The sequence below is a fragment of the Corynebacterium evansiae genome (genome assembly GCF_027570065.1).
Lineage (GTDB): Bacteria > Actinomycetota > Actinomycetes > Mycobacteriales > Mycobacteriaceae > Corynebacterium > Corynebacterium evansiae.
In genome coordinates this window covers 256227-270492 of record NZ_JAKMUT010000001.1, presented here as the reverse complement: position 1 = coordinate 270492, position 14266 = coordinate 256227, and the positions used below count along the sequence as shown (strand labels likewise).

The 14266-nt window shown below is 64.9% G+C and carries 10 protein-coding genes and 1 pseudogene; 3 read left to right on the top strand and 8 right to left on the bottom strand.

The annotated features are described in order from the left end of the window. Positions 1-102: 102 nt before the first annotated feature. The 4 genes from L8V00_RS01220 to L8V00_RS01205 all read right to left on the bottom strand — a co-directional run bounded on the left by L8V00_RS01220 (position 103) and on the right by L8V00_RS01205 (position 5441). Positions 103-384, bottom strand: a complete 282-nt coding sequence (locus L8V00_RS01220; protein ID WP_034984950.1) for a WXG100 family type VII secretion target — start codon at positions 382-384, stop codon at positions 103-105. 60 nt (positions 385-444) lie between these two features. Further along, a complete protein-coding gene (locus L8V00_RS01215; RefSeq protein ID WP_070488703.1) occupies positions 445-732 on the bottom strand; it encodes a WXG100 family type VII secretion target in 288 nt (95 codons plus the stop codon). A gap of 150 nt (positions 733-882) precedes the next feature. Further along, positions 883-2211 (bottom strand): type VII secretion-associated protein, encoded by a 1329-nt coding sequence (locus tag L8V00_RS01210; RefSeq protein ID WP_070488783.1) that lies wholly within the window; start codon positions 2209-2211, stop codon positions 883-885. A gap of 53 nt (positions 2212-2264) precedes the next feature. Further along, positions 2265-5441: an FtsK/SpoIIIE domain-containing protein gene (locus L8V00_RS01205; RefSeq protein WP_049049761.1), complete on the bottom strand. Its 3177-nt coding sequence runs from the start codon at positions 5439-5441 to the stop codon at positions 2265-2267. Positions 5442-5673: 232 nt separating this feature from the next. Between L8V00_RS01205 and L8V00_RS01200 the strand changes: the two genes are divergently transcribed. Together L8V00_RS01200 and L8V00_RS01195 are read left to right on the top strand one after the other, a co-directional pair. Further along, entirely contained in the window at positions 5674-6825 is a 1152-nt protein-coding gene (locus L8V00_RS01200) for an EsaB/YukD family protein (protein ID WP_049049760.1), read from the top strand. Beyond that, positions 6825-7688, top strand: a pseudogene (locus L8V00_RS01195) (S8 family peptidase); the annotation flags it as partial. The gene L8V00_RS01200 and the pseudogene L8V00_RS01195, both read left to right, overlap by 1 nt. 218 nt (positions 7689-7906) lie before the next feature. Here the strand turns inward: L8V00_RS01195 and eccB are convergent. Both eccB and truA read right to left on the bottom strand, forming a co-directional pair. Next, complete coding sequence (gene eccB, locus L8V00_RS01190; RefSeq protein WP_269943984.1) at positions 7907-9202, bottom strand: type VII secretion protein EccB; 1296 nt, start codon at positions 9200-9202, stop codon at positions 7907-7909. 1287 nt (positions 9203-10489) lie between these two features. Continuing rightward, a complete protein-coding gene (truA, locus tag L8V00_RS01185; protein WP_269943983.1) occupies positions 10490-11503 on the bottom strand; it encodes a tRNA pseudouridine(38-40) synthase TruA in 1014 nt (337 codons plus the stop codon). Positions 11504-11605: 102 nt separating this feature from the next. Between truA and L8V00_RS01180 the strand changes: the two genes are divergently transcribed. After that, positions 11606-12220 (top strand): cation efflux transmembrane domain-containing protein, encoded by a 615-nt coding sequence (locus L8V00_RS01180; RefSeq protein WP_070488718.1) that lies wholly within the window; start codon positions 11606-11608, stop codon positions 12218-12220. A 400-nt stretch (positions 12221-12620) separates the two neighbouring features. On the opposite strand, the gene rplQ is transcribed toward L8V00_RS01180, so the two are convergent. Both rplQ and L8V00_RS01170 read right to left on the bottom strand, forming a co-directional pair. Continuing rightward, complete coding sequence (gene rplQ / locus L8V00_RS01175; RefSeq protein WP_049049757.1) at positions 12621-13157, bottom strand: 50S ribosomal protein L17; 537 nt, start codon at positions 13155-13157, stop codon at positions 12621-12623. Positions 13158-13212: 55 nt separating this feature from the next. Then, a complete protein-coding gene (locus L8V00_RS01170; protein WP_035003040.1) occupies positions 13213-14226 on the bottom strand; it encodes a DNA-directed RNA polymerase subunit alpha in 1014 nt (337 codons plus the stop codon). Positions 14227-14266 lie beyond the last annotated feature (40 nt).

The following is a 14266-nucleotide window of genomic DNA, read 5'->3' as shown; positions in this document are numbered from 1 at the left end:
ATTCCACAACGCGAGGCGTCAATTAAAGAAAAATCTCAGGCTCCCCTTTTCCATTTCAAAGGGGGCCTGAGAATATGACGGGAGAAGATTGTTTAGCTGGCTTTATGCCCAGCTATTTGCTGCATTGGTGTTGATTTCACTCATGCGATCATTTGCCTGGCGGACGGTGCGGGCGATCTGCCCCAGCACCTCGTTGATCTCCTGTGCGGAGTCATCCCACTTCTTCTGAGCAGCTTGGTAGCTGTCGGAGGCCGCGCCCTCCCACTCGCTAACCATCGGCTGCAGATCGCGCTTGAGGTCTCCCAGCAGACCGTTGATAGTGCCGTTGCCACGGTTGATGTCATCCGCAGCATTGGCGATTTGTGCAAAGTTGTACTGAATCATTCCTGTCCCCTTCTGTAATGAATTCTGTAATGAATCTCTTGTGGGTCCAACGGACCCGGGTTAGGCGTTGAAAGCTGCCGCGTTGTCCACGTCAGTGGTATCGAAGTCGCCTGCGTTGGCGCGGATGTTGTCCGCGATGCTCTGCAGTGCCTCGTTGAGCTTCCGCGCGTTCTCGTCCCAGCGCTCCATCAGCGAGTGGAAGGAGACCTGAGCCTGCCCCTTCCAGCTGCCGGAAACGTCGTCCACAACGCCTCGCAGTCGGCTGAGCTCGCCCTGGACCTCGTCCTTCACACGGTCGACGTTGTTCGCCGCCTGGTTCATCGTGCTGACATCTGTTTTAAAGCTCATGCCTTAAAATCCCCCTGTTGAAAATTCTGCAATCTTTCGATCATGTCGCCGGGTATCCCCTTGAAAACCCTGTTGAAGGCGCCATCGTAAGGGTTATACTCGCCGTCCTGCGAAAAGGTTCACGGTAGTCCCCACATTTCATGCTTTCCCCTATTTTTCCGGACGCGCCGTCTCCACAAATTCCTGGCACACCTTTTCCCTCTGCTCATTCCACTGCCGGTACTGGCAGCCCACTGAGATCTGATGCCCGTCCACCAGCCGCACGTGCCACAGGGTCGTCGAACTCGGATAGTTCTCCTCGTAACTCACCGGCTGGGTCGACACCACTGTCACCCCATCGTCGCTGCTGCTCACGTCGTTCAGCGCGCCGAGCATCGCCGCATCCATCTCCTCTTGTGTTTTCAGCGGCGTCTCCTTGGCCGCCACCAGCACGCGCATCCCCTCGTCGTCGCCGACGTATTCCTCCCGCGCACGAGTCGCACTACCTAAGCGCCACCCGTCCACGTTCACGCTGATCGGTATGTCCGCGCGCCGTGAACTCTGGTCGGCCGTGGTCACACCCCTCCTGCGCGGCTCGGGGAAGGGTTCGTCTGCAACGGGTTCCTCCGACTCGACACTCGAGTCACCCTGCACGCTCGCAGTGCTCTCGGTACTTCCAGTAATTCCAGTGCTTCCTGTACTTCCCGCACCATCGGCGCTAACCGTGTTCTCTGCTGCCTGCGAGTCGAACACCGTGAACGTCGCCACCAGCCCGCCGACGATAAACAGCGCCAAGGCGGCCAACGCCGCGGGCAGCCTGCGGTTGTCTTTTCTTTCTTCCTTTCTTATTGACGCCCCCTCCTCCACCTCCTGCCACTCATCCGTTTCCTCTACGGGCTCTGCTGCCCCGCTGTCTACCTCTCCGAGGCGAACGGGTTCGGCAAGGTTAAGGTGTTGCAGCTCCTGCTGCGCCAGCGCGAGCTCGCTGGCCACCCGCAGCACCATGTCGTTATCCACCAGCCGCGCACGCACGCCCATGATCCGCAGATAGTGCACAACCTGCACTGCAAAGGAACCGGTGACGAGAACGTCTACCTCCCGCAGTCCGATGCCCCAGGGGAACAGCTCGCGAGGCTCCGGCGGGTTCACCGCCGCAGCCTCCGGGTGTTCCTGCCTTTGTTCCAGCACCTCGCTGACCATCTCAAAGAGTTCAGAGAGCCTGCCAAGGCTCAGCCCGGAACGCTGGAACTCCACGTCGTCCATTGCGTCCGCTCTACTCACGGCACCCGCGGCGCTCGCAGTGCCCGTGGCCCCCGCTGCGCTATCGGCTCCCTCGTACTGCAAGTATCCCGGCCGTTGCATCTCGGCATCGCCGGTCACCACGAACCCCGTGGCCAGATCCGTCACCGTCATGCCACTGACCAGCACACCCGATTCCTGCAGCGCCAGCGCCTCGGCCAGCAGTCCCCGGGCTTCCCCAATCCTCTGATCTACCCTCATTTTCCCCACCCCGCTCATTACTCTCAATCGTTCCTAGTTACTCTCAACCGTTCTCAGTTCTGTTCCGCCGCTTCAGCCACGTGCACCGTCCAGGTTTCTTTGTGCACATAGGCGGCGCGCCCCTGTGGGCGTCGTACTAAACGAACCCCCGCGATCGGTCCATCCTCGCGCGGCGCAGAAAACAGCAACCACGCGCTCTGGTCGCGCATGGCCTGCGTCAACGGCTGATAGGCCGCGCGGGCGAACTGCCCCGAGCGGCGGCCAAGCACCAGGTGCAGACCAATGTCGGCGGCGTACGGCAACAGGGGAAGCAGCTGGTCGAGACCGGGATCGGCGTCCGCATCGTCGACCACCACGAATAGCTCCGGCCCGGACCACCAGGAGCGTTCCCGTAGCTGCTGCGGGGTCACGTCGCTGCCTGGAATGCGCTCCCGTAGCGTGGCAACCCACTCGGCCAAGTCCGCGCGGAAGTCCTCCGGCACGCGGTAGCCCGCAACCCCCAGCAACCCGCGGCGCGTGTCCGTGACCAGGAACTCCGGCGGCTCGCCGGTGTGGCTGCGGGTGTCAGCGACGGATTGCATCACGGCGCGCAGGGCGGTCGTCACACCGCTGCCCGCCTGGCCAATGGCCACCAGGTGGGGGAAAGTACCCCGATCCCAGCGGACCGGATCCAGGCGCGGGCCGCCGATAGCGAATGCCTGCGGGTCGCCCAGCTCCTTCCAACCGATGCGCTCCGGCAGCACCCGCATGGCCACCTCCGTCTCGCCGCGACGGGCACTTTCCATCCGTACGTGCTCGACGTCCTGCGCGGTGGAGTTTGCGAACTGCACGTGCTTGCCGCGGGGCGACACACCCCGGCCAGGCACGTCGGGCAGGGATTTCTGCGCATCGCGGAAGTGCGCATCCAGCGGGGTCATCCGCAGTTCGATCTGGCCGGTCAGCACGTCCCGCAGCGAGGGGCGGAAGTTCCACCGCAGTGCTGTGACCACCACGTGCAGGCCGCGCTCCAGCCCGGTGGTGGCCAGGCGGATGAGGCGCTGCTCCTCCTCGCCCGTCCCACCGCTGGCCGTCCCCACCTGGTCTAGCCCATCAATGATCAGCAGGCGCTGGCCCTCCGTCTGCTCCATCTCATCGAACAGGCGCGCCAACCCATCGGGCCCCACCACTGCCGCCACCTGCGGCAAACGCGCGAGATCCCGCAGGCCGCCGCCCGGGTCGAAGATGTACACGGGCCAGCCCGGCGAGCTGAGAACCCACCCCAACACCAGGCTGCGTACGGCCGTGGTCTTGCCCGTGCGCGGCTGACCGACGATCGCCCAATGCTTGCGGCGCAGGTCCACGTCCATCGGTACCTGCAGCCCCTCGAAGGGCAGGTCCTCCAGGCCGATGCGGGCCACGCCCGGCGCGCGGGGCTCCATGACCTCACTGGCGGGCAGGTCTTCCGGCAGCGGCGGCAGCCACACCGGGTTCTTATTCGGCCCCTCCAGCCGGTCGATCACCATCTGCATGGTGGTGGTCTCCGCCTCCACGGTGGAACCCAGCACCCGCACCAGCCGCTGGTCGCGGGGCAATTCCGGGCCGGAAACATAAGCCGAGTGGAAGCGCACCTTGTCCCCGGCGGAAAGGATCGCCGCGCCTGGGGTGGCGGGCAGCTCGTAGGCCTCGGTGGTGCCGATCAGCGCGCGGGATTCGGAAGCAGAGAACGTGCGCAGGGCAATGCGGTAGCTCAGGTGGGATTCCAGGCCGCGTAGGCGTCCCTCCTCCAGGCGCTGGGTGGCCAGCAGCAGGTGCATTCGCAGGCTGCGGCCCAGCCGACCGATCGCGGCGAACACCTCAGCGAACTCGGGCCGGGCGTGCAGCAACTCGGAGAACTCGTCCACCACGATAAACAGCGCCGGCATCTGGCCCGGGTAGGCGCGGTTGTATTCCGCCGCCGTAGTCAGGCCTGCGGCGCGGAGCTTTTCTTGACGCCGATGCATCTCCCCCAGCAAACTATCCTGCATTCGGTCGACCAGCCCCGCCTCTTCAGCCAGGTTGGTGATCAGCGCAGAAGTGTGGGGCAACCGGTCCATTCCCAGGAAGCTGGCGCCGCCCTTGAAGTCCACGAGCACGAAATTCAGCTCCTCCGGGCTGTGCTGGTGGGCGAAGCTAATCACTACGCTTTTCAACAGTTCCGACTTCCCGCTACCTGTCGCGCCCACGCACAGGCCATGCGGGCCGATGCCTCCCAGGGCGGATTCCTTGATGTCCAGGTACACCGGCGCGCCAGAAAAACCGATGGGCGCACGCAGGTCACCGCCCGGCAGTTCCAGCAGTGAGGTACTGGATTTCACGGTGGACCTGGCGCGGCAAATCTGCGCCAGCTCCACCGCGCTGAGCTGGTCGGCCACTCCGAAGGGCACCCAGCCGTCGACGGTCCAGGCGCTCAGCAGGCACCCGCCGGCGGCATCGTCCACCTGCAGCAACAGGCCATGCCCTTTGGCATTTTCCACCCACTCGTCGCTCGGGTCGGTAACCACCGCGCCGGCGACCACGGGGCTTTGTCCCGTGCAGAAGTGCACCTTGCGCGGCCCGTCGTGCGGCAACCACTCCTCGAAAGGCCCGGTGATCCCGATGATGTCCGGGTCCTGCATCGCCAGTTGCGCCTGCATGGCACGTGCCAGGCCAGCAGCCCCGTCGCCGAGCAGCACGATGCAGTGGAAGCTGGCCAGCTCCACGGACACTGGGGCTTCGATGGTGGCGTAGCGCAGCGCAACCTCCCGCAGGCTCATGGCGCTGACCGGCTCCAGGTCCTCCGGCGGGGCGTTCACCGGCACTTCCAGCGGATCGTCCGGGGTCTGCACTGCGGTGCCGATGCGCACCACGCCCGGCTCGGCAGTCACGTCGGTGCCGGTGTGCACATGCGTCCACAACGCTTGCGGGTGCGGGTGGGCCGCCAGCATGCCCTGCAGCTGCTCGTCGTGGCTGCGCTGCACGCTATCTTTCAGCGCGTCGATATGCCGGTGGAACGAGCGCCGCGTCTCGTCCACATTCGCCCCTGGCTGGAACATCATCGCCATGCTGCCCAGCATCATCAGCGGAAAGATGAAGCTAATCGGGTTGCGCCCTGACCCGGAAAGCACCATGGCGGCGACCATGCCCACCACAGCGACCAGCATGACGGCAGGCAAGAGCAGCCTGATGAACGGTTGTTTGTCTTTCGGCAGCGTCGGCGGCGCCTGTGTTTGCATGGTGAAAAATCCCCCGGTTACCTGCTTGTCCCCAATAAACCCCCATCCAACCCCCTGGATGTGGTTTTTGATTCTAAACCTTCCCCGGACAGCCCGCAGGGCAAGCGCGCTCGTCTCGCCTGGGTTACTATCTGTGCCGTGTAATAAACACCGGCGGGGTCCAAAGGGGGGATCCTCGCTGCAGATTCAATCGGGCACGGCCTAAACGTGCACCACCAGGGGGATTTCTACTGTGCTAGCTCTCAGCATTTCCGTGCCTGCGAAGGGCACCACTATCAACGCTGCAATCGCCGACCATGTGCCTGTCGCGGAGCTCATACCGCACCTTGTGGATGCGGAGCCGGGGGAACACTGGATCCTCCACCGGGCGGTTGGGCAGGTTCAGCCCCAGCACACTCTGGCGGAGGCAGGGGTGCGCCCCGGAGAGTCGCTGACCTTGCAGATCGCCACCGTTCCCGCCCCGCCGGCCGAGGCTGTCGAGGAGCTCTCCGGCCCTATCCCCTCCAGCCCTGCTGCCTGGATCGCCGCGGCCATCGTTGCGCTGTTCAGCCTTCAAGCCACTCCCGCGTGGCACCCTTTGGATAATCAGCTGGTTGGAGCTGGGGGCGTCCTTAACCTCAACCATTCGGCAGACACCGCAACGATCGTGGCAACCGCAGTGGCAGCACTGGCCACGGCGGCGGCTTCGCTGCACCACCGCAACTTCACCTACCTCGCCGCAATCCTTGGTTTCGGGTTGGGGCTGCACGTGAATGTGCTGTGCGCGTGCTTTGTGGCGGCTCTCATGGTGTGGCGCAGCGGCCCGGCGCGGATCGTCATGGTTACGTGGGTGGTGTTCGCGGCGGTGAATTTCTGGCCGGGGGTTACTCTGCTGCTGGCGATGTTCGCGCTGGCTTACTCGGGACAGATTGCGATCGGGCTGGCGGGCATCAAGCTGCCAAAGGTGCCCGCGACTGGTGTGTTTACTCAACCGACGACCACCCGAGCGGGCCAGGTGGTGGAGGTCCATTCCGCCCTGGTGGTAGCAATCGTGGCGGTGTTGGGTGCGTGCGTGTACCAGCTGGCGCCGTGGGGTGAGCCGCTGAGCCTGTGGCGTGCGGCGCTGTTGGTGCTGGTGGCCGTGCTGGGCGTGAGTGCTCGCAGCACCCGGCCGGTGCATTCGGTGGCGCTGGCGGTGCTTTCCGCGGCGACGATTCTGTGGTTGGCGCTGCACGAACCCTGGGGTGCGGTGTGCCTGGTGCTGGTTGGTCTGCCGGCGGTGCGCGTGCAGTCGCCGATGCTGGGCCGGGTGATCGACATGGTGGAGGCCGTTGCGTTCTGTCTGGCCATCCCCCTGGCGCTGCAGACCACAGGGATCTTCGAGGCGATTCGGGGCATCGGCTGATGATCATCCAGGATTCCTCGCCGCACGGGAACTGCCAGGAAGGCACCGTTGCGGCGCCGGGTACCTTGCCTTTGCCGGATATTGACGCCCCCTCGTACCCAGCGCTGCACGCCCTGTCCCGGGGCCGGGACGTGGACGTGGCTGTGGTTGATACGGGTTCCGCCGGGCCGGGCGTGGTGGGAGACCGTGATTTTTGCGTGCTGCACGGGTCCGTGGTGACCAGCGTGTTGCGGGCAATAGCGCCGGAGGCAAAGGTGCATTCGTTTAGGCATAACGCGGTTGCCTCCCGGGCTGAGGGCACGGTGGAGGATCTGGTTCGCGCGATCGACCGGGCGCTGAAGGCGCGGGTGAAGATCATCAATATTTCGATGGTGGCCTGCGAGGATACGGCGGAACTGCGGGAGGCCATAGGGCGGGCAGAGAAGGCCGGGGTGCTGGTGGTGGCTTCCACGGGCAACACGGGCCAGTGCCCGGAGGGGGCGCCGACATTTCCTTCCAGCCTGGATTCCGTGCTGGCCGTGGGCGCGGTGGCGCCGCGGGCACAGGAGCTGGCGGCAGGCGCAGGGGCCGGTGCAGGGTCAGTTGCAGGGCCAGCTGCCGGGAAGGAGAACTCCGCCGACCAGGGTCGCGTGCCCGCGCAGTACAGCGCGCCGACGCACTGGGTGGATCTGTTCGCCCCCGGCGGGCCGGTCGAAGGGCAGGTGGATGTGCGCGGGAAGGTGCACACCATCGTCGGTAACCCCGATCCTTTCGAGGGCACCAGTTTCGCCGCGCCGGTGGTGTCCGGGACAGCGGCGCTAGTCTGGCAGATCGTCCCGCACCTTAGTGTGCAGGAGGTCCGCGAGCTGCTGACCGCCACAGCCTCTCCCGGCGCGAGCGGACCGGGATTGGGGAAGCAAATGCTGGTTGTGAATCCCGCCGCGGCCGTGGATAAGGCGCTCGACCTGCGGGATGCGCGGATCCGCGTTGGCGACAACGGCAGCGACGGCAACAATGGCAGCATTGGCAGCGATGGCTCGACCGGCGCACACTACGAGCTGCAGACCGTCAGCACCCAGCCTCACCAGCCGGGGGCCGCCGACTATTCCGTGCCGGTCGTGCTCTCCCTCGTGCTGGCGCTAGGCATCATCGCCACGGTCGTCTGCCGGGCTTTCTCCGCAGACAGCAGGCCGCCGTCTGGCAGCGAGGCCACGCGGGCGAACTGAACCTCCTGTTCCGCGGTGAACCCCAGGGCGCGCAACTCGGCCTGGCTGCCCACGGAGTAGCGCACTCCGTTATCACTGACCAGCACGTATCCGCGCTCCGTCTTCAGCGCCGACGTGCCCCGCGGGCCGTAGTAGGCGGTAGGTTCGTCGGCAGCCAGCACGGCGCTGATTCCGGCTGAGTCCGCGCCTGTGCCATTCTTTCCTGCGCCGCTGCCGACTGTGGCTCCATCCTCCGGCTCCGCCAACCCTTGCGGCCCCGCACACACCATCTGCGGCTGCGCCCACACCACGGGCTGCTCGTTGTCGAACTCTGGGATTCCCGCCAACACGTCCACGCTCGGCTGGCGCATTACATCTGACAACGGCGCCTCCACCGGCGGCACGGGGCTGCTGGCCAAAGCAAAGTCACGCCGCGAACCTTTGACTTCCCCCACGCCCGCTCGGTCCACCAGAAACACCCGGTCGCCGGCCGTCACTACCCTGCCCGCCACGTCAAAAGGCGCGGGCATCTTCGTCTTCCCCGCCGGCATCGCAATGTCGGGGCTGCGGCGGAATTGCTGGACCAACCCATCGCTGGCGGGCACCGCCTCCGTGCCGAAAGCCCGGGCTGCGTCTGGGGTTATGCGGGCGCGAGTGGTGGCGTCAATAAGCCAATAACCCGAAGGCGCAGCCAGCAGAGCGTGGCGATGCTCCTTGATGTGTTCGACGGCCACGACCGTGCCCACGTCACCGGCCGAATGGTCGCAGTACAGCCACTCGCGGTCCGGCGCGGCGGAAAGCGCCGGCACCTGCGGAATACCAATCGGCTGGCCCAACGGAACTTGGGACAGCTGCTCAGCGGTGGTCTTCTGCACTTCAACGGGCTGCTGCAGAATCAGCCGCGCGGAGGCAACGTTGGTGATCGGATGATAGGAATCCTCCAGGCGCAGGTGCAGCGTCCCGGTTTCGTCGGCCACCAGGTCGGCCCCGTCCAGGCTCGGCTGTGGGCGCAGTAGCCCCAGCATCACCGCTCCCCCGGCGATCAGCAGACTCAGCAGCACGCCGACGACCAGCGCCCGCCGTTGGCTGCGGAGTGGATCGTGGGCCATCCGCGGATCCCCAATAACCAGCGCCAGCTCGAGCCTGCGCAGCAGAAAGTTGAATCCAGATACTTGTATCCCCGTTGTGCGCATGGTGACTGCGCTCCCCCCTTTGTTGTTTTTGTTGTTTCTAGCCCCCGCTAGCGCGCTTAAGTATTTCATGGTTGAATTGCGGGCGCGAGGCGAACTTCGCATTCGGGGGAATTTCATACTTTGGGGGATGGGAATAATGGGTTCAGTGGCACTTTTTGCTGCCGAGACTTCTGACGCTAGGCATACCGCCTGGTGGGCATGGGTTTTATGCGGTTTGGTGGCGATCGGGTGCATCGTGGCGGGCTGGTTCGCCTTCGCTCGCAGCCGCGCCACCACGGGTCAGGGCACGCGCTGGTTCCGGCTGCTCTGCGTGCACGACAGGTTGTGGGGCGAGCCGTCGTCACGGCGGATTTCTGGCGACCGGTTGGCCGGTGGTTTAGGTCTTTCTCTTATGGACGCCACCCTCTCCACCGCTACCGTCCCCACCAAGCCTTTCGGGCGTGGCTGGTTGGGGGATGCCTCTGCCACGCTGGTGGGCGTGCCGGAGCACGCGGCGGCGCGGATGCCTTTTGCCGCCAGCGGGTGCGGGGTGTGGGCTCTGCCCGCGGAGGCTCCGCCGGTGGGCACGGAGGTATCCGGCTTGGCGGACCAGTTGAGCGTTCCGGCTGCGCCGGGCTGGTTTATCGGGCTGACCGATGCCGGCGAACCCATGCTGGTGCACCCCATCCCCGGCGCGACCTTTGCGGTGTTTGGAACGAGTGCGCAACTGCGCGCGCTGGAGGGGTCGATGAACTGGCCGGAGGAGCTCTTCGAGCTGCGCAGGTTTAGCGGTGGTGTTGGCGGGGCAACCGCCCCAAGGGACGCAGCGCACGTGCCGAATGCGTCGGGTATGGCGGAACAGCTGGGTCCGGCGGATCCGACAGATCCAGCTTCAAGCAAAGAGGACACGAAAACTCGGGTGCTGCTCGTGGAGATTCCTGCAGCCTTGCGCGGTTCACGTCATGGGAGTGTTGGCTTCGCCGCTGCGGAGGACGTGCTCGCCCAGGGGCGCGAGCGCCTGCAACTGTTGGGGCACCCTACAGTGGATGTGTATATCGCGGTTCCGCCGGTTGGCACGGGCACGATCCTGGCTCACGGTGAACACCGGGAGTACTTCAACTTCTTCGCCGTCTCGGCGCCCGCGCCGAAGCCAGCGCCGAAACCTGCGCCGCAGCCGGTTCCACAGAACGCGCCGGTTGCCGCTGTGGCTACAGCTCCGGCGGCGGCCGCGGCCACTCCCGCGCCCGCTCGTTCAAGGCGCGCAAGGCCCCGCCGCGCGAGGGCGAATGCTCACAAGCACCGCTTCCCTCACGGTGCGGTATCTGGCTCCGTGGCTGGCTCTGCATCCGGCGCGGTATCTGACCCGGCGGCTGGCTCCGCATCTACTGCGTCTGCTCCCGCCGACCCGCTCCCGTTGCCGACCGGGGAGCGCTTGGCGCGCGTCGTCAGCGCGCGTTCCGCCAGTTCCTCGTCGGCCGGGTAATCCACCCGCACCAGGTTCAACCCCGCCGCGGGTGCCACCGGCACGGCGGAGCTGCGCTTCGTCTCCTGCAAAAGCCCCGAAGTGAAATCCCTCGGCCGCTTGCCCGACCCGACCGTCAGAGCCGCTCCTACCAGGGAACGCACCATCGACCAGCAGAAAGCATCCGCGGTCACGTGCGCCTCGTAAGTCTGCGGTTCCGCCTCCGTGGAGACGTCCACCCAGCGGAACTCCTGCAGCTCGCGAACTGTCGTGGCCCCCTCGCGGGCCTTGCAAAACGCCGCGAAGTCGTTCAAACCGATCAACGCATCGGAAGCCGCCTGAGTCTTCCCCAGATCAATCGGGTGGCGCCACGCTGCCGTATCCCGCGCCCGCACCGGCACGGGGCCGGCCGGATGAGTCGTCACGCGATAAATGTAGTGCCGGCGCAGCGCGGAGAAGCGGGCGTCAAAACCCTGCGGAGCAACACTTGCCCCGTGCAACCGCACGTCCGCCGGCAACATGCGCGACAGGCGCCGCACCAGATCCTCCGGGCGAGTCAGCGAGCGCTGCTCGAAGGCGTCCGCAGGGATGTCCGCGTGGCAGACCTGGCCGCTGGCATGCACGCCCGCGTCAGTTCGCCCGGCAACGACCAGCTCAATGGGATGGCGCGTGACCAGTGACAACTTCTCCTGCAGCACTCCCGCGACCGTGCGCAAGCCCCCGGACTGAGTGGCCCAACCGTGGAAGTCCGTTCCGTCGTAGGCAACGTCCAGTCGCACGCGCACCAGCTCGCCCGCTTGGTTTGGCTGGTCAGCCTGACCGGCCGGGTCGGCCTGCGGAACCTGCGACGTTTCGGGCATGGGCGGGGCGCCTCCTTCAGATGGACGTTCGGCTAACTCGGCAAGCTGCTGCTGAACTGCTGCATTCGCCATGGGCACTGTGCGCGCCTTAGTCTAGCCTGCGTGCAAGACAACGAATTCTCCGCCTCCACCCTCGACTCGCGCGCCCGCCGCCTGGTCGCCTGGGTTGCTGCCCTAAACGGCCTTGGCTTCGTCGTTGAGGTGACGATCGCGCTGGTCATCGGCTCCGCTGCCCTTTTTGCTGACGCCGCAGACTTCCTCGAAGACACCCTCATCAACGTTCTGGTTCTCACCGCCCTGGGGTGGTCAGTCGCCAGCCGCCGGAAGGCCAGCTATGCCCTGGCAGGGTTGATTCTGATTCCGGCTTTCGCGGCCTTCGGCACGGCCGCGTGGAAGGTGGTGACGGGCACTCCCCCGGAGCCCGTGACTCTGAGCGTGACGGCCATCGGAGCGCTGGTGATTAACCTCGTCTGCGCAGTGCTTTTGCTGCGGCTGCGCGGGGCGGATAGTGCGTTGGTGCAGGGTGCTTGGCTGGCCGCGCGGAATGATGCGGCGGCTAATGTTCTGATCCTCGGCGCCGGTGTGGTGATGATCTTCTGGGCCAGCGCGTGGCCGGACATTGTGGTCGGCGTGGTCATCGGTCTGATTAACCTCTCGGCGGCGAAGGAGGTCTTTGAGCAAGCTCGAGCGGAAGAGCCGGAGCTCGAGATGGACTAGGCGAACCGGCCAATGTCGTTAGAACGGGAATACGCGCGGTCCAACTCCGGCCAATGTCGTTAGAACGGGAATACGTGCGACGAAAGTAAAGTGCCGGCAAAATGAAAACTCTCTGAACTGCACTTTTGCAGAACTGCAAATCGTTCGCATTAACGCATTCCCGATCTAACGACATTCGGCACCCAAACCCACCACAAACCCCGCCCAAACCCAACACAAACCCACAAACCCCGCCCCGCACAGGCCAGCAGGCGCACCCTTGCCTGTTCGGTGACATCGGGGCCGGCGGAGGCGGGTGGCGTCAATAAATAAGCAACCAATAGGCAACAAAAAAGGCGGGCCACGAGCTACCCGAATGGGTAACCGTGACCCGCCTCAAAGCTAGGCGAGAGCGCCGGACTTACTTGTCCTCGGCAGCCTCAGCAGCCTCAGCCTCAGCGGCCTTGTCGGTTGCGGTGTCAGCCTCAACCTCCGGAGCCTCCTCAGCCTCTTCAGCCTTAGCCTCAGCAGCCTCGGCCTCAGCCTTCTTGGCCTTGGAAGCAGCAACGCGGTTAGCGCGCTCTGCCTCGGTGGAGGCCAGCGGCTCCGTCACCAGGGAGATCTGGGAGATCGGAGCGTTGTCGCCCTTGCGGTTCTCCAGCTTGATGATGCGGGTGTAGCCACCCGGACGGCCTTCGAACTTCGGAGCCAGCTCGTTGAACAGGTAAGCAACAACTTCCTTGTTCGGGATGAGCTTCAGCACGTTGCGGCGATCCGCCAGGGTGCCGCGCTTGGCCTTGGTGATGATCTTCTCGACGTAGGGGCGCAGCAGCTTCGCCTTTGCGTCCGTGGTCTTGATGGCGCCGTGCTCAAACAGCTGAGCAGCGAGGTTGGACAGGATCTTCTTCTGGTGGGAAGCAGAACCGCCCAGGCGGGCGCCCTTCTTTGGGGTAGGCATTAGTTCTCCTCGTGTGGATCTTTAAATCAGTGAGCGCGTGCGGTTAACCACCGGGTTATTCCGCGATGTCCTCGCCCTCGGTGTCGATGAACTCGCCGGTCTCTGCGTCGTAGCCCTCGATATCGGTGATATCGAAGCCCTCCGGAGCGTCCTTCAGGCCCAGACCCAAGCCAGCCAGCTTGACCTTGACCTCGTTGATGGACTTCTGGCCGAAGTTACGGATGTCCAGCAGGTCGGACTCCGTGCGTGCAGCCAGCTCGCCGACGGTGTGAATCTCTTCACGCTTCAGGCAGTTGTAGGAGCGGACGGAGAAGTTCAGGTCCTCGATCGGCATGCTGTAGGCAGCGATGTGCTCGCTTTCCTGCGGCGACGGGCCGATCTCGATGCCCTCTGCTTCGTGGTTCAGCTCCTGGGCCAGACCGAACAGCTCCACCAGGGTCTTGCCTGCGGATGCCATGGCATCGCGGGCGGTGATGGAGTTCTTCGTCTCCACGTCCAGAATCAGCTTGTCGAAGTCCGTGCGCTGTTCCACACGGGTTGCCTCGACCTTGTAGCTGACCTTCAGAACCGGGGAGTAGATCTGGTCGACCGGGATGCGTCCGATCTCAGAAGAAGCTGCAGCAGCCGGAACGTAGCCGCGGCCACGCTCGACAGTCATCTCGATTTCCAGCTTGCCCTGCTCGTTCAGGGTGGCGATGTGCAGGTCCTGGTTGTGAACCTCCACGCCAGCCGGAACCTCAACGTCGGCGCCGGTAACCTCGCCCGGGCCTTCCTTGCGGATGAACATCGAGACGGGCTCGTCGGAGTCGCTGGACAGAACCAGGGACTTGATGTTCAGGATGATGTCGGAAACATCTTCCTTCACGCCCGGGATGGTGGTGAACTCGTGGAGCACACCCTCGATGCGCAGGGAGGTCACTGCCGCGCCCGGGATGGACGACAGCAGGGTCCGGCGCAGGGAGTTACCCAGCGTGTAGCCGAAGCCCGGCTCCAGCGGCTCGATGACGAACCGGGAGCGGGAATCGTCGATGAACTCTTCCGTGAGCGCGGGGCGCTGTGAAATGAGCATTGTTTAAGCTTCTCCTTTTTCGGCGACCGCTATATGACGC

What these genes read in the sequence shown, in the direction of transcription:
- L8V00_RS01220 (WP_034984950.1), bottom strand. Translation starts at nt 384, where the DNA reads ATGATTCAGTACAACTTTGCACAAATCGCCAATGCTGCGGATGACATC.
- eccB (WP_269943984.1), bottom strand. Translation starts at nt 9,202, where the DNA reads ATGCGCACAACGGGGATACAAGTATCTGGATTCAACTTTCTGCTGCGC.
- rplQ (WP_049049757.1), bottom strand. Translation starts at nt 13,157, where the DNA reads ATGCCTACCCCAAAGAAGGGCGCCCGCCTGGGCGGTTCTGCTTCCCAC.
- L8V00_RS01205 (WP_049049761.1), bottom strand. Translation starts at nt 5,441, where the DNA reads ATGCAAACACAGGCGCCGCCGACGCTGCCGAAAGACAAACAACCGTTC.
- L8V00_RS01215 (WP_070488703.1), bottom strand. Translation starts at nt 732, where the DNA reads ATGAGCTTTAAAACAGATGTCAGCACGATGAACCAGGCGGCGAACAAC.
- L8V00_RS01210 (WP_070488783.1), bottom strand. Translation starts at nt 2,211, where the DNA reads ATGAGGGTAGATCAGAGGATTGGGGAAGCCCGGGGACTGCTGGCCGAG.
- L8V00_RS01170 (WP_035003040.1), bottom strand. Translation starts at nt 14,226, where the DNA reads ATGCTCATTTCACAGCGCCCCGCGCTCACGGAAGAGTTCATCGACGAT.
- truA (WP_269943983.1), bottom strand. Translation starts at nt 11,503, where the DNA reads ATGCCCGAAACGTCGCAGGTTCCGCAGGCCGACCCGGCCGGTCAGGCT.